A 20,966-nucleotide genomic window follows, 5' to 3' on the forward strand; every position below is an offset into this window, starting at 1 on the left:
GTCTTGCCATGGTCGACGTGACCAATCGTGCCGATGTTCACATGAGGCTTGGTGCGCTCGAATTTACCTTTTGCCATGTGATGTCTCCAATCCTGCTCGCCCGTGCGGGCCTTGATTTAAGTTACTGCTGCAACCCGTCAGGGTTACGCGTATTTCTTCTGGACTTCCTGGGCGACCGCGGTCGGCACAGGCTCGTAGTGATCGAACTGCATCGTGTAGGCCGCGCGGCCCTGGCTCATGGAGCGCAGATTGTCGACATACTTGAACATGTTGGCGAGTGGCACCATCGCGTTGATAACCACCGCGACGCCACGTGCTTCCTGGCCCTGGATCTGGCCGCGACGGCCATTCAGGTCACCGATGACGCTGCCGACGTAATCTTCCGGCGTGACGACCTCGACCTTCATGATCGGCTCGAGCAGCTGCACGCCGAGCTTGGGCGCGGCTTCACGGAAGCAGGCACGGCCGGCGATTTCGAAGGCGAGCACCGAGGAGTCGACGTCGTGGTATGCGCCGTCGATGAGCGTCGCCTTGACACCGATCATCGGGAAGCCCGCGAACGGACCCGACGACATGACGCTGTTGATGCCCTTTTCGACACCCGGGATGTATTCCTTCGGAACAGCACCGCCGACGATCTTGGTATCGAATTCGAACTCGGGGCTTTCCGGGTTCGGCTCGAACAGGATCTTGACGCGGGCGAACTGACCGGTACCGCCGGTCTGCTTCTTGTGCGTGTAGTCCTGCTCGTGCTTGCGAGTGATCGTTTCACGGTAAGCCACCTGCGGCGCACCGACGTTGGCTTCAACCTTGAACTCGCGGCGCATGCGGTCGACGATGATGTCGAGGTGAAGCTCGCCCATGCCGGAAATGATGGTCTGGCCTGATTCCTCGTCGGTCTTGACGCGGAAGGAGGGGTCCTCGGCGGCCAGGCGATGAAGGGCCAGGCCCATCTTTTCCTGGTCGTTCTTGGTCTTCGGCTCGATGGCGATCTGGATGACCGGATCGGGGAATTCCATGCGCTCGAGGATGACCGGGTGCAGCGGATCGCTCAGCGTATCGCCGGTGGTGGTGTCCTTGAGGCCGGCCAGGGCGACGATGTCGCCGGCAAAAGCCTCTTCGACGTCGGCGCGCGAGTTCGCATGCATCTGAAGCATGCGGCCAATGCGCTCCTTCTTGCCTTTCACGGTGTTGTCAACCGAGATGCCCTTGGTGAGCTTGCCCGAGTAGATGCGGGCAAAGGTCAACGAACCGACGAACGGGTCGTTCATGATCTTGAAGGCGAGCATCGAAAGCGGCTCGTTGTCGTCGGCGTGACGCTCGATCTCGGCATCGGTCTTGGCATCGACGCCCTTGATGGCCGGAACATCGGCCGGCGACGGCAGGTATTCGACGACGGCGTCGAGCAGCGGCTGCACGCCCTTGTTCTTGAAGGCCGAGCCGCAGAACATCGGGTAGAACTTCACCGCGATGGTGCCCTTGCGGATCAGCGCGCGGATCTCGTCATTCGACGGCATCTTGCCTTCGAGGTAATTCTCAAGCGCCGTCTCGTCCATTTCGACGGCGGCTTCGATCATCTTCTCGCGATATTCTTCCGCACGAGCCTGAAGGTCGGCCGGGATCTCGACGACGTCCCAGGCAGCGCCCAGCGTCTCGTCGCGCCAGACCAGTGCGTTCATCTCGACCAGGTCGACGACGCCCTTGAATTCGGTCTCGGCGCCGATCGGCAGCTGCATGACGACGGCATGCGCACCGAGGCGCGAACCGATCATTTCGACCGAGCGGTAGAAGTCGGCGCCGATCTTGTCCATCTTGTTGCAGAAGATCATGCGCGGAACGCGGTACTTGTCCGCCTGGCGCCAGACGGTTTCCGTCTGCGGCTCGACACCGGCATTGGCATCGAGCAGCGCAATGGCGCCGTCAAGCACGCGCAGCGAACGCTCGACTTCGATGGTGAAGTCGACGTGTCCGGGGGTGTCGATGATGTTGAAGCGGTGCATCTTGCCGTCACGAGCCTTCCAGAAGGTCGTGGTCGCGGCGGACGTGATGGTGATGCCGCGCTCCTGCTCCTGCTCCATCCAATCCATGGTGGCAGCGCCGTCGTGCACTTCGCCGATCTTGTGCGACTTGCCCGTGTAATAGAGGACGCGCTCGGTGGTCGTCGTCTTGCCGGCGTCAATATGCGCCATGATACCGAAATTGCGGTAGTCTTCGATTTTGTATTCGCGGGCCATCGTAGCTGCCTCTCAGTCTCGTTCGCGCTTTACCAGCGGTAGTGCGCGAAAGCGCGGTTGGCTTCTGCCATCTTGTGGGTGTCTTCACGCTTCTTCACGGCGGTGCCGCGGTTGTTGGCCGCATCCATCAGCTCGCCGGAGAGGCGGTCGACCATGGTGGTCTCGTTGCGGTTGCGGGCCGCGGCGATCAGCCAACGGATCGCCAGCGCCTGGCGGCGCTCGGGGCGCACGTCGACCGGAACCTGGTAGGTGGCGCCGCCGACGCGACGCGAACGCACTTCCACATGCGGCGCGACATTGTCGAGCGCCTGATGGAAGACGGTGACCGGCTCCTGCTTGGTCTTCGACTGGACCTGGTCCAGCGCGCCGTAGACGATGGTCTCGGCAACCGACTTCTTGCCGTCATACATGACGGCATTCATGAACTTGGTGACGATCAGATCGCCGAACTTGGGATCCGGGTTGATCTCACGCTTTTCTGCACTGTGACGACGCGACATGGCTTTTGTCTCTCAATCTCGTAGCCCGGCGCATTCAAGCAGCACCAAGGCCGAAAAATCTTACTTCGGACGCCTTACTTCGGACGCTTGGCGCCGTACTTCGAACGGCGCTGCTTGCGGTTCTTCACACCCTGCGTGTCGAGCACGCCGCGGATGATGTGGTAGCGCACGCCCGGAAGATCCTTGACGCGGCCGCCGCGGATCATGACCACGGAGTGCTCCTGAAGGTTGTGACCTTCGCCGGGGATGTAACCGATCACTTCAAAACCATTGGTCAGGCGGATCTTGGCCACCTTGCGCAGCGCCGAGTTCGGCTTCTTCGGCGTCGTTGTATAGACGCGCGTGCAGACGCCCCGCTTCTGCGGGTTCTGCTGCATGGCCGGGACCTTGTTGCGCTTCACCGGCGCAATGCGCGGCTTGCGGATCAGCTGGTTGACGGTAGGCATTAAACCCTCTTGTCTCTCAATTCCGTGTCTCGTGCCGGTCAAGGCTCGCTCAAAGCGTCATTTCCATACGCAAATTCGGGCCACAAACCGCGCCTCGCGGTCTTGCCCGAACAAATCGCAGAGGAAGCGGAAACCGCTTCGTGCACGCCGGAAATGTCTTTTCGCTCGTAAAACGAACCCTGTTTGAGGCAAACTCCAAAGCGTGTCGCTTCGGAAGGGAGAGCCTCACATCGGTTCTGACTGGGCGGCTTCTACTCGTAAGCCCGCGAACCGTCAAGCCCGCAGTGGCAAATATTGCATCGAAGCCGGGACTTGGCAGCCATGCGAAAACCGCATGTAATTTTCTTTCGCGATTTTGCAATACCGAGGAAGAAAGTGACCGGCTTTTGGCTTTTGCGCGCCCTTTCTCTATGCGAAAAGGCGGCCTGAGCACTCAACATCCCCTCGCCCGCGCTTGCCAGGAGGAATCAGCCGTGAACGACAATGAAGAACGCCCGGTCACCATCATCACCGGCCGGGTGTGGAAGCGCAAAGGCGGCAAGGTGGAAGGCGTGCATGTCATGCTGGTGGCTCCAGACGACGATTCGGCGGTGCGGCGCGCCCTCGAATCGCTGGCGGCGGAAGGTTACGCCGAGGCGGAGCTGGACCAGATCGGCGATATGGACGGGGTGCCCGACGACGAGCCGCATCTGTCGGCCTACCAGGGCGCGCTCGAAGGCGAAGTGTCGATCGTCACCTTCGACGCGCCGATCTGATCATGCGCGTGTCATGGGCGTGGTGTCCTTCCTTGCCCTGCTTGCCGTGACGCGATTCGTTTGGATAGCCGGCACGGCCGACGCTTGCCCGTCATGGCCGATCTGCTAAGAGACGCGCAGTCGTCCAATCCCGGCGGAGCCTCATGTCCTCATCCATCTCGCCCATCAGAATCGGCATTGTCGGCGTCGGCAAGATCGTCCGCGACCAACACCTTCCCGCCCTGGCCAAGGATCGGGATTACCAGCTGATCGCGGCGGCCAGCCGGCACGGCAAGGTCGATGGCATTGTGAATTTCCCCGACATCGAGACGATGCTTGGCGTGGTCCCCGAACTCGATGCAGTGTCGCTGTGCATGCCGCCGCAGTTCCGCTATGAAGCCGCGCGCAAGGCGCTCGAGGCTGGGAAGCACGTTTTCCTGGAAAAGCCGCCCGGTGCCACGGTCAGCGAGGTCGAGGACCTGAAGGCGCTGGCGGCGAAACAAGGCGTCTCACTGTTCGCAAGCTGGCATTCGCGCTACGCGCCGGCGGTCGAAGCGGCGCGGACATTCCTCGCTTCGACCAACATCAAATCGGCGGCGATCGTCTGGAAGGAAGATGTGCGCCGCTGGCACCCAAACCAGGACTGGATCTGGCAGCCTGGCGGCTTCGGCGTCTTCGATCCCGGCATCAACGCGCTGTCGATCGCAACCTACATCCTGCCGGCCATGTACATCACTTCGGCCGTGCTCGACTTTCCGGCGAACCGTGACGCGCCGATCGCGGCCCAGGTCGCGTTCCGGGCCGCGAACGGATCGGATGTGACGATGGATCTCGACTGGTTGCAGACCGGACCGCAGAGCTGGGACATCCTGGCCGATACGGGTGCCGGACAGATGGCGCTCTCGGGTGGCGGCTCGAAGCTCGCCGTCGATGGCAATATCGTACACGAGGAGCCGGAAGCGGAATATCCGATGCTCTACCGGCGCTTCGCCGAAATCGTGCACGCCGGGACGTCGGATGTGGACCTTGCGCCGCTCCAGCACGTCGCCGACGCCTTCATGCTCGGCAAGCGCAACGTGGTCGAGGCGTTTTTCGACTGAGGTCGCCGGGCCGCCCTGGCATCAGTCGACAACCGCAATCGCAAACCCGTCATAGCCCTTGGCGCCCACCGTCTGGATGGCGGTGCCGTCCAGCCGTTTGTCGCCACCGATGAATGAAAATGCCGCGCGAGCGCCCTCGACATTGGCATCGCGTCCATCTTCATCCAGAACGGCACCATCGCGGATGACGTTGTCGCAGACGATGACCGTTCCTGACCGCGACAGCCGCAAGGCCCAGGCCAGATAGTTCGGGTTGTTCGGCTTGTCCGCGTCGATGAAGATGAGATCGAACGGGCCGGCATTCTCGCCGCCCAGTTCTGTGAGCGACTGGAGCGCCGAACCGACACGCAGTTCCACACGGTCAGCAACCCCTGCCCGGTCAAAATTCGAACGCGCGACCTTGGCATGGTGCGGATCGAGTTCGAGTGTCACGACCTTGCCGTCAGCAGGCAATCCCCGCGCCATCCAGATGGTCGAATAGCCACCCAGCGTGCCGATCTCGAGCACCTTCTTCGCGCCGCTGATGCGCACCAGCAGCGAGAGCAGCTTTCCTTGCGCCGCCGAGACGTCGATCGACAGCCGTCCAGGTCTTCGTGTTCATCCGCTTTCCTCCGATCGCAAAAATGAAAAAGCCGCCGGGTTGCCCCGACGGCTTCTGTTGCCTGAGATTTTTGCCGCCGCGCCTACTGCGCGGCGGTTGTCATGTCCGCCAGCATCGGCTCGGCGACTTCCACACCGGAGGCCTTGCGGCGCTCGTCGATGATCAGCTCGTCGCGCGAGGTGGCGATGCGCCGAATCTGGCTCATCGTGCCGCCGGTGCCGGCGGGGATCAGCCGGCCGACGATGACGTTTTCCTTCAAGCCCTGCAGCATGTCGGTCTTGCCGGCAACCGCGGCTTCCGTCAGCACCCTGGTCGTCTCCTGGAAGGAGGCGGCCGAGATGAAGGACGGCGTCTGCAGCGATGCCTTGGTGATGCCCAACAGCACCGGCTGGCCCTCGGCCGGCTTCTTGCCGTCCTCGACCAGGCGCTCGTTGACCTCTTCCAGTTCGATCACGTCGACGTGGTCGCCCGGGATATAGGTCGAGTCGCCCTGCACCGTGATCTCGACCTTCTGCAGCATCTGGCGAACGATCACCTCGATGTGCTTGTCGTTGATCGAAACGCCCTGCAGGCGGTAGACTTCCTGGATCTCGTTGACGAGGTAGGAAGCAAGTGCCTCCACGCCCTTGATCGCCAGGATGTCGTGCGGCGCCGGATTGCCGTCGAGGATGTAGTCGCCCTTCTCGATGACGTCGCCGTCCTGGAGATGGAACGGCTTGCCCTTCGGGATCAGGTACTCGACCGGCTCGAGCGTCGAGTCGTGCGGCTCGATGATGATACGGCGCTTGTTCTTGTAGTCGCGGCCGAAGCGGATCGTGCCATCGATCTCGGCGATGATGGCGTGATCCTTCGGACGACGTGCCTCGAACAGTTCGGCAACACGCGGCAGACCGCCGGTGATGTCCTTGGTCTTGGCGCTTTCCATCGGGATACGCGCCAGCACGTCGCCGGGGCGAACCTGAGCACCCGGCTCGACCGAGAGAATGGCCTCGACCGAGAGCAGGAAGCGGGCGTCGCCACCCTTCGACAGCTTGCCGACCTTGCCCTTGGAGTCCAGGATGGCAATCGCGGGCTTGAGGTCGTTGCCACGCGGCGTCGAACGCCAGTCGATGACCTCACGCTTGGTGATGCCGGTCGATTCGTCGGCCGTTTCCTGAACGGAAATGCCGTCGACCAGATCCTCATACGACACCTTGCCCTCGATTTCAGTGAGGACAGGACGGGTATAGGGATCCCACTCGGCGATACGCTGACCGCGCTTCACCTTGTCGCCATCGTCCACGAAGATGCGCGAACCATAGGTGACACGGTGCGTGGCGCGCTCCTTGCCGGCTTCGTCGAGGATCAGCACCGCCATGTTGCGGCCCATGACCATCTGCTGGCCGTCCGAGTTGCGCACCACGTTGCGGTTGCGGATCTCGACCTTGCCCTCATAGGAGGCTTCAAGGAACGAGCTGTCCACCACCTGCGCCGTACCGCCCATGTGGAAGGTACGCATGGTGAGCTGCGTGCCCGGCTCGCCGATCGACTGCGCCGCGATGACGCCGACGGCTTCGCCCTGGTTGACCGGGGTGCCGCGGGCCAGATCGCGTCCGTAGCAGACCGCGCAGACGCCGATCCTGACTTCGCAGGTCAGGGCCGAGCGGATGCGGACCGACTGCACGCCGGCCTTTTCGATCTGCTCCACGTCACGCTCGTCCATCAGCGTTCCGGCCTTGACCAGAACCTCGCCCGACACCGGATGGGTGATGTCGTCGAGCGATGTACGGCCCAGTACGCGCTGGCCGACCGAAGCAACGACCTGACCGGCATCGACGATCGGCTGCATGGTGAGGCCCTTGTCGGTGCCGCAATCCACGGAGTTGACGATGCAGTCCTGCGCCACGTCGACCAGACGACGGGTGAGGTAACCCGAGTTCGCCGTCTTCAAGGCGGTATCGGCCAGACCCTTGCGGGCGCCGTGGGTCGAGTTGAAGTACTCGAGCACGGTCAGGCCTTCCTTGAAGTTCGAGATGATCGGCGTCTCGATGATTTCACCCGACGGCTTGGCCATCAGGCCGCGCATGCCAGCGAGCTGCCGCATCTGGGTGGGCGAGCCGCGCGCACCGGAGTGGGACATCATGTAGATCGAGTTCATCGGCTTCTGACGGCCATTGTCCTCGAACTCGACCGCCTTGATGCGGGCCATCATTTCGTCGGCGACCTTTTCCGAGCACTTGGCCCAGGCGTCGACGACCTTATTGTACTTCTCGCCCTGCGTGATCAGGCCGTCATTGTACTGCTGCTCGTACTCCTTGGCCAAAGCCTCGGTGTCCGACACCAGCTTGATCTTGGTGTCCGGGATCAGCATGTCGTCCTTGCCGAACGAAATGCCGGCACGGCAGGCATGGGCAAAGCCGAGCGCCATGATGCGGTCGCAGAAAATGACCGTCTCCTTCTGACCGCAATGGCGGTAGACGGTGTCGATCATCTTGGAGATGTTCTTCTTGGTCATCTCCTGGTTGGCGGTCTCGTAGGGCACGTTGACGTTCTTCGGCAGAAGCTCGCCGATGATCATGCGGCCAGGCGTGGTGTCATGGATTTTCGACACGACCTTGCCTTCGGCGTCGACCGTGCGGAAGCGGCCCTTGATCTTGGCGTGCAGGGTCACGGCCTTGGTCTCGAGCGCGTGCTGGAGTTCGCCCATGTCGGCAAACACCATGCCCTCGCCCGGCTCGTTCTGGTTGACGATCGAGAGGTAGTAGAGACCCAGGACCATGTCCTGCGACGGCACGATGATCGGCGCGCCGGAAGCCGGGTGCAAGATGTTGTTGGTCGACATCATCAGCACGCGGGCTTCCAACTGCGCTTCCAGCGACAGCGGCACGTGAACGGCCATCTGGTCGCCGTCGAAGTCGGCGTTGAAGGCCGTGCAGACCAGCGGGTGAAGCTGGATCGCCTTGCCTTCGATCAGGATCGGCTCGAACGCCTGGATGCCCAGGCGGTGCAGCGTCGGCGCGCGGTTGAGCAGCACCGGATGCTCGCGGATGACCTCATCGAGGATATCCCAGACTTCCGGACGCTCCTTCTCGACCAGCTTCTTGGCCTGCTTGACGGTCGAGGAGTAACCCTTGGCGTCGAGACGGGCGTAGATGAAGGGCTTGAAGAGTTCGAGCGCCATCTTCTTCGGCAGGCCGCACTGGTGCAGCTTGAGCTCCGGACCGGTGACGATAACCGAGCGTCCGGAATAGTCGACGCGCTTGCCGAGCAGGTTCTGACGGAACCGGCCCTGCTTGCCCTTGAGCATGTCGGACAGCGACTTCAGCGGACGCTTGTTGGCGCCGGTGATGACGCGGCCGCGACGGCCGTTGTCGAACAGCGCATCGACGGCTTCCTGCAGCATGCGCTTTTCATTGCGCACGATAATGCCCGGCGCCCGCAGCTCGATCAGCCGCTTCAGGCGGTTGTTGCGGTTGATGACGCGGCGGTAGAGATCGTTCAGATCGGACGTCGCGAAACGACCGCCGTCCAGCGGGACGAGCGGGCGCAGGTCCGGCGGGATCACCGGAACCACCTTCATGATCATCCATTCCGGACGGTTGCCGGATTCCATGAAGTTCTCGACGACCTTGAGCCGCTTCAGATACTTTTTCTGCTTCAGCTCGGACGCGGTCGATGCCAGTTCCGAACGCAGGTCGCCGGCGATCTTCTCCAGGTCCATGCCGGCCAGAAGGTCATGAATGGCCTCGGCGCCGATCATGGCGGTGAAACTATCCTCGCCATATTCGTCGACGGCGATCATGTACTCTTCCTCACTGAGCAGCTGGTGCTCCTTCAGCGCGGTGAGGCCAGGCTCGGTGACGATGTAGTTCTCGAAGTAGAGGACGCGCTCAATGTCCTTCAGCGTCATGTCGAGCAGCGTGCCGATGCGCGAGGGCAGCGACTTCAGGAACCAGATGTGAGCGACGGGGGCCGCCAGCTCGATATGGCCCATGCGCTCGCGGCGGACGCGCGACAGCGTGACTTCGACGCCGCACTTCTCGCAGATGACGCCCTTGTACTTCATGCGCTTGTACTTGCCGCACAGGCATTCATAGTCCTTGATCGGGCCAAAAATGCGCGCGCAGAACAGACCGTCACGCTCCGGCTTGAAGGTGCGGTAGTTGATGGTCTCCGGCTTCTTGATCTCGCCGAACGACCAGGACAGAATCTTCTCAGGGCTGGCAAGCGAAATCCGGATGGAATCGAACACCTGCGCAGGCGCCTGCGGATTGAAGAGATTCATGACCTCTTGGTTCATGCCGTTCTCCTTTTCGGGGTCCTCGAAAACCCCTTGCATCTAACGCGGGCCGAATGCCCGCTGAGTGGTCGGCCCACCGGCCGAAGAATTGGTGCATCCGGTCGCGAGAGCCCTCTCCCGCGCCCGAATGTCTTGTTTACTCGGCCGCGCCCCTATTCGGCAGCATCGGGCAGCCGGATCGGGTTGTCGTCGAGCTTGGTGTTCTCGAGCTCGACATTGAGGCCGAGAGACCGCATTTCCTTGACGAGCACGTTGAAGCTCTCGGGAATGCCTGCCTCGAACGTGTCGTCGCCACGCACGATCGCCTCGTAGACCTTGGTGCGGCCGGCGACGTCGTCCGACTTCACCGTCAGCATTTCCTGCAGCGTGTAAGCGGCGCCGTAGGCTTCCAGTGCCCAGACCTCCATCTCGCCGAAGCGCTGGCCGCCGAACTGCGCCTTGCCGCCCAGCGGCTGCTGGGTGACGAGCGAGTACGGACCGATCGAACGCGCGTGGATCTTGTCGTCCACGAGGTGGTGAAGCTTGAGCATGTAGATATAGCCCATCGTCACCTTGCGATCGAACGGCTCGCCGGTGCGTCCGTCATAGAGCTGCGACTGACCGCTGGTGTGCAGGCCCGCCTGCTCCAGCATGATGTTGATGTCAGCCTCATGCGCGCCGTCGAACACCGGGGTCGCGATGGAGACGCCGCGGCGCATCTGCTCGCTGAGGCGAACGATGCTCTCGTCGTCATATTCGCGAACCGGCTCGTTGCGGTCGTTGGCCGGCATGAAGCTCTCGAGCGTCTTGCGCAGCGGCTTGATGTCGCCGGCTGTCTTGTACGCATCGATAAGCTCGCCGATCTTCCTGCCCATGCCAGCGCAGGCCCAGCCCAGATGCGTTTCCAGGATCTGGCCGACATTCATGCGGCTCGGCACACCCAGCGGGTTGAGCACGATATCGGCATGCGTGCCGTCCTCGAGGAAAGGCATGTCCTCGACCGGAACGATACGCGACACGACACCCTTGTTGCCGTGACGGCCGGCCATCTTGTCGCCGGGCTGCATCTTGCGCTTCACCGCCACGAAGACCTTGACCATCTTCATGACGCCCGGAGGCATTTCGTCGCCGCGCTGCACCTTCTCGACCTTGTCCATGAAGCGCTGTTCAAGCGCCTTCTTGGAATCGTCGTACTGGCCACGCAGGGCTTCCAGTTCGCTCTGGAGCTTTTCGTTCTCCACCGCAAACTGCCACCACTGCGAACGCGGATACTCGTCGAGCGTGTCCTTGGACAGCGTCGAGCCCTTCTTGAAGCCCTTCGGTCCAGCGATCGCTTCCTTGCCGACGAGAACGTCGGAAAGACGCGCATAGACGTTACGGTCCAGAATGGCCTGCTCGTCGTCACGATCCTTGGCGAGGCGTTCGATCTCCTCGCGCTCGATCGCCATGGCGCGCTCGTCCTTCTCCACACCGTGGCGATTGAACACGCGCACCTCGACGACGGTGCCGAAAGTGCCCGGAGGCATGCGCATCGAAGTGTCGCGCACGTCGGAAGCCTTTTCGCCGAAGATGGCGCGCAGAAGCTTCTCTTCCGGCGTCATCGGGCTCTCGCCCTTCGGCGTGATCTTGCCGACCAGGATGTCGCCCGGCTGCACTTCCGCACCGATATAGACGATGCCGGCTTCGTCGAGGTTCTTCAGCGCTTCTTCCGAGACGTTTGGAATATCGCGCGTGATTTCCTCCGGACCGAGCTTGGTATCGCGCGCCATGACCTCGAACTCCTCGATGTGGATCGAGGTGAAGACGTCGTCGGCCACGATACGCTCGGAGAGCAGGATCGAGTCCTCGTAGTTGTAGCCGTTCCACGGCATGAACGCGACCAGCACGTTGCGGCCGAGCGCCAGATCACCAAGCTCGGTCGAGGGACCATCGGCGATGATGTCGCCCTTGTTGACCCGGTCACCCATGCGCACCAGCGGACGCTGGTTGATGCAGGTGTTCTGGTTCGAGCGCTGGAACTTCATCAGTCGGTAGATGTCGACGCCGGACTTGCCCGGATCGAGATCCTCGGTGGCGCGGATAACGATACGCGTCGCGTCCACCTGGTCGACGATGCCGCCACGACGCGCGCCGATGGCGGCGCCCGAGTCACGGGCGACGATCGGCTCCATGCCGGTACCGACGAACGGCGCCTCGGCGCGCACCAGCGGCACGGCCTGGCGCTGCATGTTCGAGCCCATCAGAGCGCGGTTGGCGTCGTCGTTCTCGAGGAACGGGATGAGCGCCGCGGCAACAGACACCATCTGCTTGGGCGACACGTCCATCAGGTCGACGTTTTCGCGCGGCGCCATCATCACTTCGCCGGCGCTGCGGCAAATGACGAACTCGTCGACGAAGCCGCCATTCTTGTCGAGCTCGGCGTTGGCCTGCGCGACATGGTGCTTGGCCTCTTCCATCGCCGAGAGATAGACGACGTCATTGGTCAACTTGCCGTCGACGATCTTGCGGTACGGGCTTTCGATGAAGCCGTACTTGTTGACGCGCGCGAAGGTCGCCAGCGAGTTGATCAGACCGATATTCGGGCCTTCCGGCGTCTCGATCGGGCAGATACGGCCGTAATGCGTCGGGTGCACGTCGCGCACTTCGAAGCCGGCACGCTCGCGGGTCAGACCGCCCGGTCCAAGCGCCGAGAGACGACGCTTGTGGGTGATCTCCGACAGCGGGTTGGTCTGGTCCATGAACTGCGACAGCTGCGAGGAACCGAAGAACTCGCGCACGGCGGCGGCCGCCGGCTTGGCGTTGATCAGGTCCTGCGGCATGACCGTGTCGATCTCGATCGAGGACATGCGTTCCTTGATCGCGCGCTCCATGCGCAGCAGGCCGACGCGGTACTGGTTCTCCATCAGCTCGCCGACCGAACGCACGCGGCGGTTGCCGAGATTGTCGATGTCGTCGATCTCGCCCTTGCCATCACGCAGTTCGACCAGCGTCCTGACCACGGCCAGGATGTCGTCCTTGCGCAGCACGCGCACGGTGTCCTCGGCCTTGAGCTCGAGGCGCATGTTCATCTTGACGCGGCCGACGGCGGACAGGTCGTAGCGCTCGCTGTCGAAGAACAGCGAGTTGAACATGGCTTCGGCGGTCTCGAGCGTCGGCGGCTCGCCCGGGCGCATGACACGGTAGATGTCGAACAGCGCGTCCTGGCGGCTCTCGTTCTTGTCGACGGCGAGCGTGTTGCGGATATAGGCGCCGACATTGACATGGTCGATGTCGAGGACCTGGATCTCCTGCTCGCCGGTGCCGAGCAGCACCTTGAGCGTCTTGTCGTCGATCTCGTCGCCGGCCTCGAGGAAAATCTCGCCGGTGGCGTAGTTGACGATGTCCTCGGCCAGGTAGTTGCCAAGCAGATCCTCGTCGGTCGCCTTGATCGCCTTGAGACCCTTTTCGCCGAGCTGGCGTGCCTGGCGAGCGGTGATCTTCTTGCCCGCCTCGACGACGATCTCGCCGGTGTCGGCATCGACCAGGTCGCCGACGGCCTTGAGGCCGCGGAAACGCTCGACGTTGAAGGGGATGCGCCAATGGTCGCCGGCGCGCTTGTAGGTGATCTTGTTGTAGAAGGTCGACAGGATCTCCTCGCCGTCCATGCCGAGCGCCATCAGCAACGACGTCACCGGAATCTTGCGGCGACGGTCGATGCGGGCGTGCACGACGTCCTTGGAATCGAACTCGATGTCGAGCCACGAGCCACGATAGGGGATCACGCGGGCGGCAAACAGAAGCTTGCCCGACGAGTGCGACTTGCCCTTGTCGTGGTCGAAGAAGACGCCCGGCGAGCGGTGCATCTGCGAGACGATGACGCGCTCGGTGCCATTGACGATAAAGGTGCCGTTCAAGGTCATGAGCGGCATGTCGCCCATGTAGACGTCCTGCTCCTTGATGTCCTTGATCGACTTGGCACCGGTATCCTCGTCGATATCGAACACGATGAGGCGCAGCGTCACCTTCAGCGGCGCGGCATAGGTCAGGTCGCGCTGACGGCATTCGTCAACGTCGAATTTCGGTCCTTCGAACTCGTACTTCACGAACTCCAGCATGGAGGAGCCGGAAAAATCGGAGATCGGGAAGACCGACTTGAAAACAGCCTGCAGTCCTTCGTCGGGACGTCCGCCCTTGGGCTCGTCCACCATCAGGAACTGGTCATAGGATGCCTTCTGAACCTCGATAAGGTTCGGCATCTCCGCAACTTCCGGGATCTTCCCGAAGAACTTGCGTACGCGTCTGCGGCCATTGAAAGTCTGGGTCTGGGCCATCGTCGCTCCTTAGCTCTAAACTCGGGACGAACCTCGCCGCGGTTCGTCTTGCATACTGAGCCACCTGGGCGGCGGCTCTCTGTCTGTTCTCCGGCCGCCTCTCCAATTGCTTGGCGGGTTACCGGCTAAAACGGGAGAAAACCCGTTTCCTGAAGGCCGGGTTACGGCCCTCAGGAAAGAGGTTTTCGTACATCTCGCGTCACGCAGCCTCCCCTGGTCACCCAAGGGAGTGGCGGACGGCGCGAGGCCGCCCGCCGCTTTTTACGCTTACTTCAGGTCGACCTTGGCGCCAGCTGCTTCCAGCTGGGCCTTGAACTTGTCAGCGTCGGCCTTGGAAACGCCTTCCTTGACCGGCTTCGGAGCCGCTTCGACCAGGTCCTTGGCTTCCTTGAGGCCAAGACCGGTGATGGCGCGGACTTCCTTGATAACGTTGATCTTCTGAGCGCCGGCCTCGGTGAGAACGACGTCGAATTCCGTCTTTTCCTCGACCGGGGCAGCAGCAGCGGCAGCACCGCCAGCAGCGGCAACCGCCACCGGAGCAGCAGCCGAAACGCCCCACTTTTCTTCCAGAAGCTTCGACAGCTCAGCCGCCTCGAGGACGGTCAGCTTCGAAAGGTCGTCTACGATCTTTGCCAGATCAGCCATTGTTGTGTTCCTTCGTTAGGTTCGAACGTGTGTTTTTGATAGCGAGGAACGGCCTCATGCCGCCTCGTCCTTCCGGGCGTAAGCGCCGATGACGCGCGCGACCGAGGCCGCTGGCGCATTGACGATCTGGGCGATCCGGGTTGCCGGCGTGGCGATCATGCCAACCAGCCTGGCGCGCAGCTCATCGAGCGACGGAAGTGTGGCGAGTGCCTTCACACCGTCGGCGTTGAGCGAGGTGGTGCCCATTGCGCCGCCGAGAATGACGAGCTTGTCATTCCCCTTGGCGAAATCGGACGCGACCTTCGGCGCCGCAATCGGATCCTCCGAATAGGCGATCAGCGTCTGTCCCTTGAACAGCTCGATGATCGATGCGGAGTCCGTGCCCTGAAGAGCGATTTTGGCGAGACGGTTCTTCGCGACTTTAACGGTGCCACCGGCAGCGCGCATCTTCGACCGAAGGTCGTTCATTTGCGCGACGGTGATACCGGCATAGTGGGCCACGACGACTGAACCCGCGCCCGAAAACGCATCATTCAGGCCCGTGACGAGTTCGCGTTTTTCCGCTCTGTCCACTGCCTATCTCCAGTTGACCCCAGTCCTGCCAATGGGAACATTCCCATTTCGAGGACAGGCGTCGGGTTGCCTTTTGCCGGCCGGGCCATCCAGTAACGGATCTCCCGAACGACGCTCGAGGATCCTGCCCCCTTTCGCCACATCGACGGCAAAGCCGGCGATGCGCAGACAAAAGGCAAACACGGTTCGAACCTTTCATTGGAGCTTGTTGCTCCGTTGTCCGGTTTTCACCCGTCTCATGCAGGCCCACATGAATTAAGGCCCTCCTCTTGAATCAAGGTTCGGGCCGCCCGCAATCTCGGACAGGATGTCCGGAAGCCTTCCGGCTTCCGGTACCGGGCCCAGGATAAATCCAAGGCCCGGAATTCAGTCACGGATCAGCCTTCGAAAGGCCAATCCAAATCCAATCAGGACGCGGCGAGCGTCGCGACGTCGAGCTTGAGGCCCGGGCCCATCGTCGAGGTGACAGACACCTTCTTGACGTAGTTGCCCTTGGCGCCAGCCGGCTTTGCCTTGGTCACCGCATCGGCGAAGGCACGGACGTTCTCTTCCAGCGCCTTGACGTCGAAAGAGACCTTGCCGACACCGGCATGAACGATGCCGGCCTTCTCGACACGGAACTCGACCGCGCCGCCCTTCGAAGCCTTGACGGCCGCGGCGACATCGGTGGTGACGGTGCCGACCTTCGGGTTCGGCATCATGCCGCGCGGGCCGAGCACCTTACCGAGACGGCCGACGAGCGGCATCATGTCCGGCGTGGCGATGCAGCGATCGAAATCGATCGTGCCCTTCTGGACGATGTCGACCAGATCCTCGGCACCGACGATGTCGGCACCGGCGGCCTTGGCCTCTTCGGCCTTGTCGCCACGGGCGAACACGGCGACACGGACCGAGCGGCCGGTGCCGTTCGGCAGGTTGACCACGCCGCGAACCATCTGGTCGGCATGACGCGGGTCTACGCCGAGGTTCATGGCCACTTCGATGGTCTCGTCGAACTTGACCGAGGAACGATCCTTGAGCAGCTTCAGCGCATCACCGAGCGCGTAAGCCTTGTTGGGATCGATGCCTTCACGGGTCTTCGATACACGCTTTGCAATCTTTGCCATGATCTTAGCCCACCACTTCCAGACCCATCGAGCGGGCGGAGCCCTCGACCATGCGCATGGCCGCTTCGACGTCGTTCGCGTTCAGATCCTTCATCTTGGCGGTCGCGATTTCGCGAACCTTGTCGCGCGAAACCGTGCCAGCCTTGACCTTGCCCGGCTCCTTCGAGCCCGACTTCAGGTTCGCGGCCTTCTTCAGGAAGTAGCTCACCGGGGGCGTCTTCATGACGAAGGTGAACGACTTGTCCTGGTAATAGGTGATGACGACCGGAACCGGCGATCCCTTTTCCATTTCCTGGGTCTGCGCGTTGAACGCCTTGCAGAACTCCATGATGTTGATGCCACGCTGACCAAGTGCCGGGCCGATCGGGGGAGACGGCGTGGCCGATCCCGCGGAGACCTGGAGCTTGAGCTGGCCTGCAATTTTCTTAGCCATCTCTTTTCCTGCCTTTGTCTATGCCGGCCCCACGATCTGGGAAACACCGGCGGTTGCAGTCTGGTGGTGCGGTTCTTGCGGCCGGCTAAAGCCGCCTTCGCCTCCCACCGTTCTCAAGCCGCGCGTTGCCGCGCCGCTTCCCCTGATCGCCGGACCGGCATCAGGGATTTCGGATCAGCCCTTTTCGACCTGTCCGAATTCCAGATCGACGGGCACGGCGCGCCCGAAGATCGAAACTTCCACCTTGAGCCGCGCCCGCTCCTCGTCCACTTCCTGGACGAAACCGTTGAACGACGCGAAGGGACCATCCGAAACGCGGATCGCCTCGCCGATCTCGAAGGTGACCGAGGGCTTCGGCCGCTCGACGCCTTCCTGCACCTGGTTCAGGATGCGCTGGGCTTCGGCCTCGGTGATCGGCACCGGCTTGGAGTCGCCGAGAAAACCTGTGACTTTCGGCGTGTTCTTGACCAGCGAGAACACGGCGTCGGTCAGGTTGGCCTTCAAGAGCACATAGCCCGGGAAGAACTTGCGCTCGGCGTCGACCTTGCGGCCGCGACGAACCTCGACGACCTTCTCGGTCGGCACCACGATCTGCTCGATATCGGCGGACAGGCCCTTCTGCTTGGCCTTGTTCTCGATGTCCTCGGCGACCTTCTTCTCGAAGTTCGAATAGGCGTGGACGATGTACCAGCGCGTAGCCATTTTTTCGACTTCTCCTAATCGCCGGACTTAGCGTCCAATGCCCAGAATCTGCTCGACCGCGAGGCCCATGAGCTGATCGGCGGTGAAGAAGAAGATCATCGCAATCACAGCAAAGGCCAGGACCATGACCGTCGAGATCATCGTCTCGCGGCGCGACGGCCAAGTCACCTTGGCTGTCTCCGCGCGCACCTGCTGGAGAAAGACGAAAGGATTTGTGGTTTTCGAAGCCATATGCCGCCTGTCTTCAAGACCCGTTGGCCGGGCCCCCTGGATGATCCCGCTGGCCGGGACGTGCCGCCTGAGCCCAATCTCGCGCCGAATCAGCGCAATCATTTCGCCCATGCAAATCAGACGCGTAAAGCCGGCTTCCCAGCTCCACGCGTCGCGTGTCTGTTTCGTCTACATAAAACCGATTCTTGATCCACGCAAGTGGCAAGTGCCCGCTTTATGACCAAACGCCGCCTCGGAACCATCCAGTCGTTCCGTCCCGGCTATGGCGCCCTTATGCCCCAATCGGGCTAATATGGCAAGCGGCTCGCCGATTTTCAAAGGCAGCCCGCGAAATATCGTTTTGATGCCATCTTAGGAAATGGCACGGGCAGCAGGGCTCGAACCTACGACCTGCGGTTTTGGAGACCGCCGCTCTACCAACTGAGCTATGCCCGTACACGCGCGCTTCGGCGCAGGCGCTTCCTAAAAGCTTCCGCGCGCTCTGTAAAGAGCGGTTTGCAGGCAAACGTGCTTAACCCCTGCGCCAGAAATCGAGATGGTCGGCGACCAGCCCCTCGGCATCGATCTCCAGCTCCCGCCTGAAGTGGCTGGCGCGCGATTCATAGAGGTATCGCCGGCAGCCGAAGCTATTTTGCGTCCGGCACCCGATACGGACCGCCAGGCACGCCCCAGCCCCAGGCCGGCATCGGTTCGGTCTCGGGATCGCAGGTCTCGCCGAGATTGGAATTCATCTTGGCCAGCCGCGATCCCCATTCGACGTAGCCCATGAATGCTGAACGGAATTCTGGATCATCCGGCAGACCGACCTCATCCGCCGCGTCGGCGAGAAGATTGATCCAGCGGCGGCGCTGCTCCTCGGTCAAATGCTTGCCCAGATGATGCATGACCATTTCGCGGTGGCCGCCAAAGGTTTCGCTGTAGGTTTTCGGTCCGCCGAAGACCTCGCCGATGAAGGCCGCGACATGGGCGGGGTGGTCCGGCGACATGTGCTTGAACACCGGGCCAACGACCGGATCTCGTGCCACCTTGTCGTAGAAGGTTTGCGTCAGCCGGTTCAGCGCCTCGCCGCCTCCGGCCCATTCGTAGAGTGTCGGAACATCCTGGCTCATTCTCGATCCTTCGCCGGCCCTGCCGCCGCGACGATAGCGGAGATCGTATATGGCTCAACCTGCCTCGATGGGCAGTTCCCCCTGACATCCCCGTGCTCTACAGCCTGGCGGGCGCGTCGGCCTGTGCATTGGCGGCTGGCAGGCCCAGGCAATTGTCGGGCTTGGCAACAGCCTTGCAAATCGTGGAGCCGGTCAGCGCGTCGACCGATTGCGGTCCCGTTGTCAGTCCAAGCTTGAGCATGGTGTCTGGGTCAAGTTCCCTCTCGGTCGGGCGTCGTTCGATTGTTGCGAACAGAGCGGGACTGATCGCCATCTCATCGAGGTAGGCCTTGACCACCAGCTTCTTTCCCATCGGATACAGGCTGAGCCGCGCCCGGGGACCGACTAGCCGTCTGGCGCCGCCGGCGACCACCAACGCACAGGCGGAATCACACTCCACCGCCGCATCGATGCTCAATCCGGCATAGGCTCCTTCCGTAGCCAGGCAGTTCCACGCGTCGGGGTCACAGTCGACGAAATCGGTGCGGGCAACGGCGATGTCGAGCTTTCTTTCATGGATAAGCCGCCCCATTGCGAGAGCGCTGGGCAGGTCGCCTCCGCGTGAGCTGATGACGACAGGCAGCCGCCGATCGCCAAGCGTGGCCAGCAACTGCCGCAGCTTCCGCGGCGCCTGGTTCGTGATCGCGCCTTCGGCCGATATCCATTCCGGACAATCGGGATCGCACAGCGGATTGCTGCCGCGAACGACGACAAACCGCATGTCCCCGCCGGCCCTCGCGGTATCCGGTTGAACGGCAGCCATGGGCCTGGCTGCGGCCGATGGCGTCGTCTTGCTTGCGGGTCCAGCTATTTGCCGGCAGTTCGTGGCCGGCTGGGCCAGGCCGCAGAGGCTGGCGGCGGTCAACAGATCCACTGCGTCCCGGCTGGTGACCAACTTCATCCTCACCATGTCGTCGAGCGGAATCTGACGAATCTCACTGGCCGGCGTGGCCTTCATGACTTCCAGTACGCCGTCTGCTATCCCCATTTCCCTCAGGTACGCCGAAAGCGTCTTCTCGACGGTCCTGCTCATCTCGTAAGTTTTGTAGCTGCCAGCGTTTTTGCGGCTGACCACCTTGGTGCTGATGATCTTCTTCCTGCCGTTCACGATCCGGTACGTGGTCCGGTAGAGCAGCTTCTCCCGCTGGTATGTGGTGGTGATCTGGTGGACGCCGAGATAGCCGAAATCTCCGACGAAGCGGCGAACACCGCCGGAAAACATTAGCGGACAGGCCGAATTGCACATGGCTCCGTCGTCATAGGCCGTACCGAAATAATCGGCACTTTTGCCCTTGTTGTCCCCGCAGTTTTTTGTTTCCGGTTGGCAATCGGAAAAAACCGTCACGCCGACGGCGATATCGAGCTTGTTCTTGCGGATCATACGGCCGAGTGCCAACGCGGCGTCGACGTTACCGCCGGGCGAATTGACGACGACCGGCAATTGCCTTCCCTTGAGCGCCTTGAGCGTGCGCTTGAGGAGCGACGGCGTGCCCGCGTCGATGGTGCCGTCCGCCGATATCCATTCCGGACAGTTGGGTTCGCATCCCGGAGCGTTGCTGCGCACGACGACGAAGCGCATGGGCGGGATGTCGAGAGGCCCGTCCTCCGCTCGCGCTGTCAAAACGGGCAGAGCCATGGCGACGGCGAGGCAAACCAGTGCCCATAACCGCCATGCCTTCCCATCGAAACGGTGTCTTGGAACCACGGTCGGCAAAGCTCCCCTCAATGCAACCTATACTAGTTGCAGCCATCGCGCTTGCAACAGCTTTGAAACAAACGCGCAATGCTTGCGTTGCGAGGCGTCTGAAACGAAAAAAGGCGGCCCGAAGACCGCCCTTTCGTTTTCGAGACCGGCAACAGCCGGATCGATTACTCTTTGATGGTGACGACGATGCCGGCACCGACGGTGCGGCCGCCTTCACGGATGGCGAAGCGCAGCTTCTCT

The 20,966-nt window shown here is 62.1% G+C and carries 15 protein-coding genes, 1 tRNA gene and 3 pseudogenes; 2 read left to right on the forward strand and 17 right to left on the reverse strand.

The annotated features are described in order from the left end of the window. The 4 genes and pseudogenes from LB554_RS28475 to rpsL all read right to left on the reverse strand — a co-directional run. Nucleotides 1–77 (reverse strand): annotated as a pseudogene (locus tag LB554_RS28475) (elongation factor Tu); the annotation flags it as partial. 66 nt (nucleotides 78–143) lie between these two features. Then, entirely contained in the window at nucleotides 144–2,234 is a 2,091-nt protein-coding gene (gene fusA / locus LB554_RS28480; RefSeq protein ID WP_015317987.1) for an elongation factor G, read from the reverse strand. 29 nt (nucleotides 2,235–2,263) lie between these two features. Further along, the gene (gene rpsG / locus LB554_RS28485) at nucleotides 2,264–2,734 is read right to left on the reverse strand and encodes a 30S ribosomal protein S7 (RefSeq protein WP_008875664.1); all 471 of its coding nucleotides are present in this window, start codon (nucleotides 2,732–2,734) and stop codon (nucleotides 2,264–2,266) included. Nucleotides 2,735–2,808: 74 nt separating this feature from the next. After that, entirely contained in the window at nucleotides 2,809–3,180 is a 372-nt protein-coding gene (rpsL, locus tag LB554_RS28490; protein ID WP_006333356.1) for a 30S ribosomal protein S12, read from the reverse strand. 473 nt (nucleotides 3,181–3,653) lie between these two features. Here rpsL and LB554_RS28495 point away from each other — a divergent pair, with 473 nt between their 5' ends. After that, complete coding sequence (locus LB554_RS28495) at nucleotides 3,654–3,935, forward strand: hypothetical protein (protein ID WP_015317988.1); 282 nt, start codon at nucleotides 3,654–3,656, stop codon at nucleotides 3,933–3,935. Nucleotides 3,936–4,090: 155 nt separating this feature from the next. Further along, a complete protein-coding gene (locus LB554_RS28500; protein WP_224588148.1) occupies nucleotides 4,091–5,014 on the forward strand; it encodes a Gfo/Idh/MocA family protein in 924 nt (307 codons plus the stop codon). Between the two features lie 21 nt (nucleotides 5,015–5,035). On the opposite strand, the pseudogene LB554_RS28505 reads toward LB554_RS28500, so the two are convergent. The 13 genes and pseudogenes from LB554_RS28505 to LB554_RS28565 form a co-directional block, all read right to left on the reverse strand. Beyond that, nucleotides 5,036–5,599: pseudogene (locus LB554_RS28505) on the reverse strand (O-methyltransferase); the annotation flags it as partial. 98 nt (nucleotides 5,600–5,697) lie between these two features. Next, the gene (rpoC, locus tag LB554_RS28510; RefSeq protein WP_224588146.1) at nucleotides 5,698–9,894 is read right to left on the reverse strand and encodes a DNA-directed RNA polymerase subunit beta'; all 4,197 of its coding nucleotides are present in this window, start codon (nucleotides 9,892–9,894) and stop codon (nucleotides 5,698–5,700) included. Nucleotides 9,895–10,046: 152 nt separating this feature from the next. After that, nucleotides 10,047–14,183, reverse strand: a complete 4,137-nt coding sequence (gene rpoB / locus LB554_RS28515; RefSeq protein ID WP_015317992.1) for a DNA-directed RNA polymerase subunit beta — start codon at nucleotides 14,181–14,183, stop codon at nucleotides 10,047–10,049. A 267-nt stretch (nucleotides 14,184–14,450) separates the two neighbouring features. Continuing rightward, on the reverse strand, nucleotides 14,451–14,828 hold the full coding sequence (gene rplL, locus LB554_RS28520) for a 50S ribosomal protein L7/L12 (RefSeq protein WP_015317993.1): 378 nt from the start codon (nucleotides 14,826–14,828) through the stop codon (nucleotides 14,451–14,453). 54 nt (nucleotides 14,829–14,882) lie between these two features. Continuing rightward, on the reverse strand, nucleotides 14,883–15,401 hold the full coding sequence (rplJ, locus tag LB554_RS28525; protein WP_015317994.1) for a 50S ribosomal protein L10: 519 nt from the start codon (nucleotides 15,399–15,401) through the stop codon (nucleotides 14,883–14,885). A gap of 407 nt (nucleotides 15,402–15,808) precedes the next feature. After that, entirely contained in the window at nucleotides 15,809–16,507 is a 699-nt protein-coding gene (rplA, locus tag LB554_RS28530) for a 50S ribosomal protein L1 (RefSeq protein ID WP_140620687.1), read from the reverse strand. Nucleotides 16,508–16,511: 4 nt separating this feature from the next. Beyond that, a complete protein-coding gene (rplK, locus tag LB554_RS28535) occupies nucleotides 16,512–16,940 on the reverse strand; it encodes a 50S ribosomal protein L11 (protein WP_010909262.1) in 429 nt (142 codons plus the stop codon). 174 nt (nucleotides 16,941–17,114) lie between these two features. Next, nucleotides 17,115–17,642 carry a transcription termination/antitermination protein NusG gene (gene nusG / locus LB554_RS28540; RefSeq protein WP_015317996.1) on the reverse strand — a complete coding sequence of 176 codons (528 nt, stop codon included), beginning with the start codon at nucleotides 17,640–17,642 and terminating at the stop codon, nucleotides 17,115–17,117. 27 nt (nucleotides 17,643–17,669) lie between these two features. Beyond that, complete coding sequence (gene secE, locus LB554_RS28545; RefSeq protein WP_013531408.1) at nucleotides 17,670–17,873, reverse strand: preprotein translocase subunit SecE; 204 nt, start codon at nucleotides 17,871–17,873, stop codon at nucleotides 17,670–17,672. Nucleotides 17,874–18,232: 359 nt separating this feature from the next. After that, nucleotides 18,233–18,308, reverse strand: a tRNA-Trp gene (locus LB554_RS28550). Between the two features lie 191 nt (nucleotides 18,309–18,499). Further along, nucleotides 18,500–18,982 (reverse strand): group II truncated hemoglobin, encoded by a 483-nt coding sequence (locus LB554_RS28555; RefSeq protein ID WP_140720536.1) that lies wholly within the window; start codon nucleotides 18,980–18,982, stop codon nucleotides 18,500–18,502. Nucleotides 18,983–19,079: 97 nt separating this feature from the next. Then, nucleotides 19,080–20,600, reverse strand: a complete 1,521-nt coding sequence (locus LB554_RS28560) for a hypothetical protein (RefSeq protein ID WP_263486081.1) — start codon at nucleotides 20,598–20,600, stop codon at nucleotides 19,080–19,082. 290 nt (nucleotides 20,601–20,890) lie between these two features. After that, nucleotides 20,891–20,966 (reverse strand): annotated as a pseudogene (locus LB554_RS28565) (elongation factor Tu); the annotation flags it as partial.

This window comes from Mesorhizobium sp. CO1-1-11, from assembly GCF_020164995.1.
Lineage (GTDB): Bacteria > Pseudomonadota > Alphaproteobacteria > Rhizobiales > Rhizobiaceae > Mesorhizobium > Mesorhizobium australicum.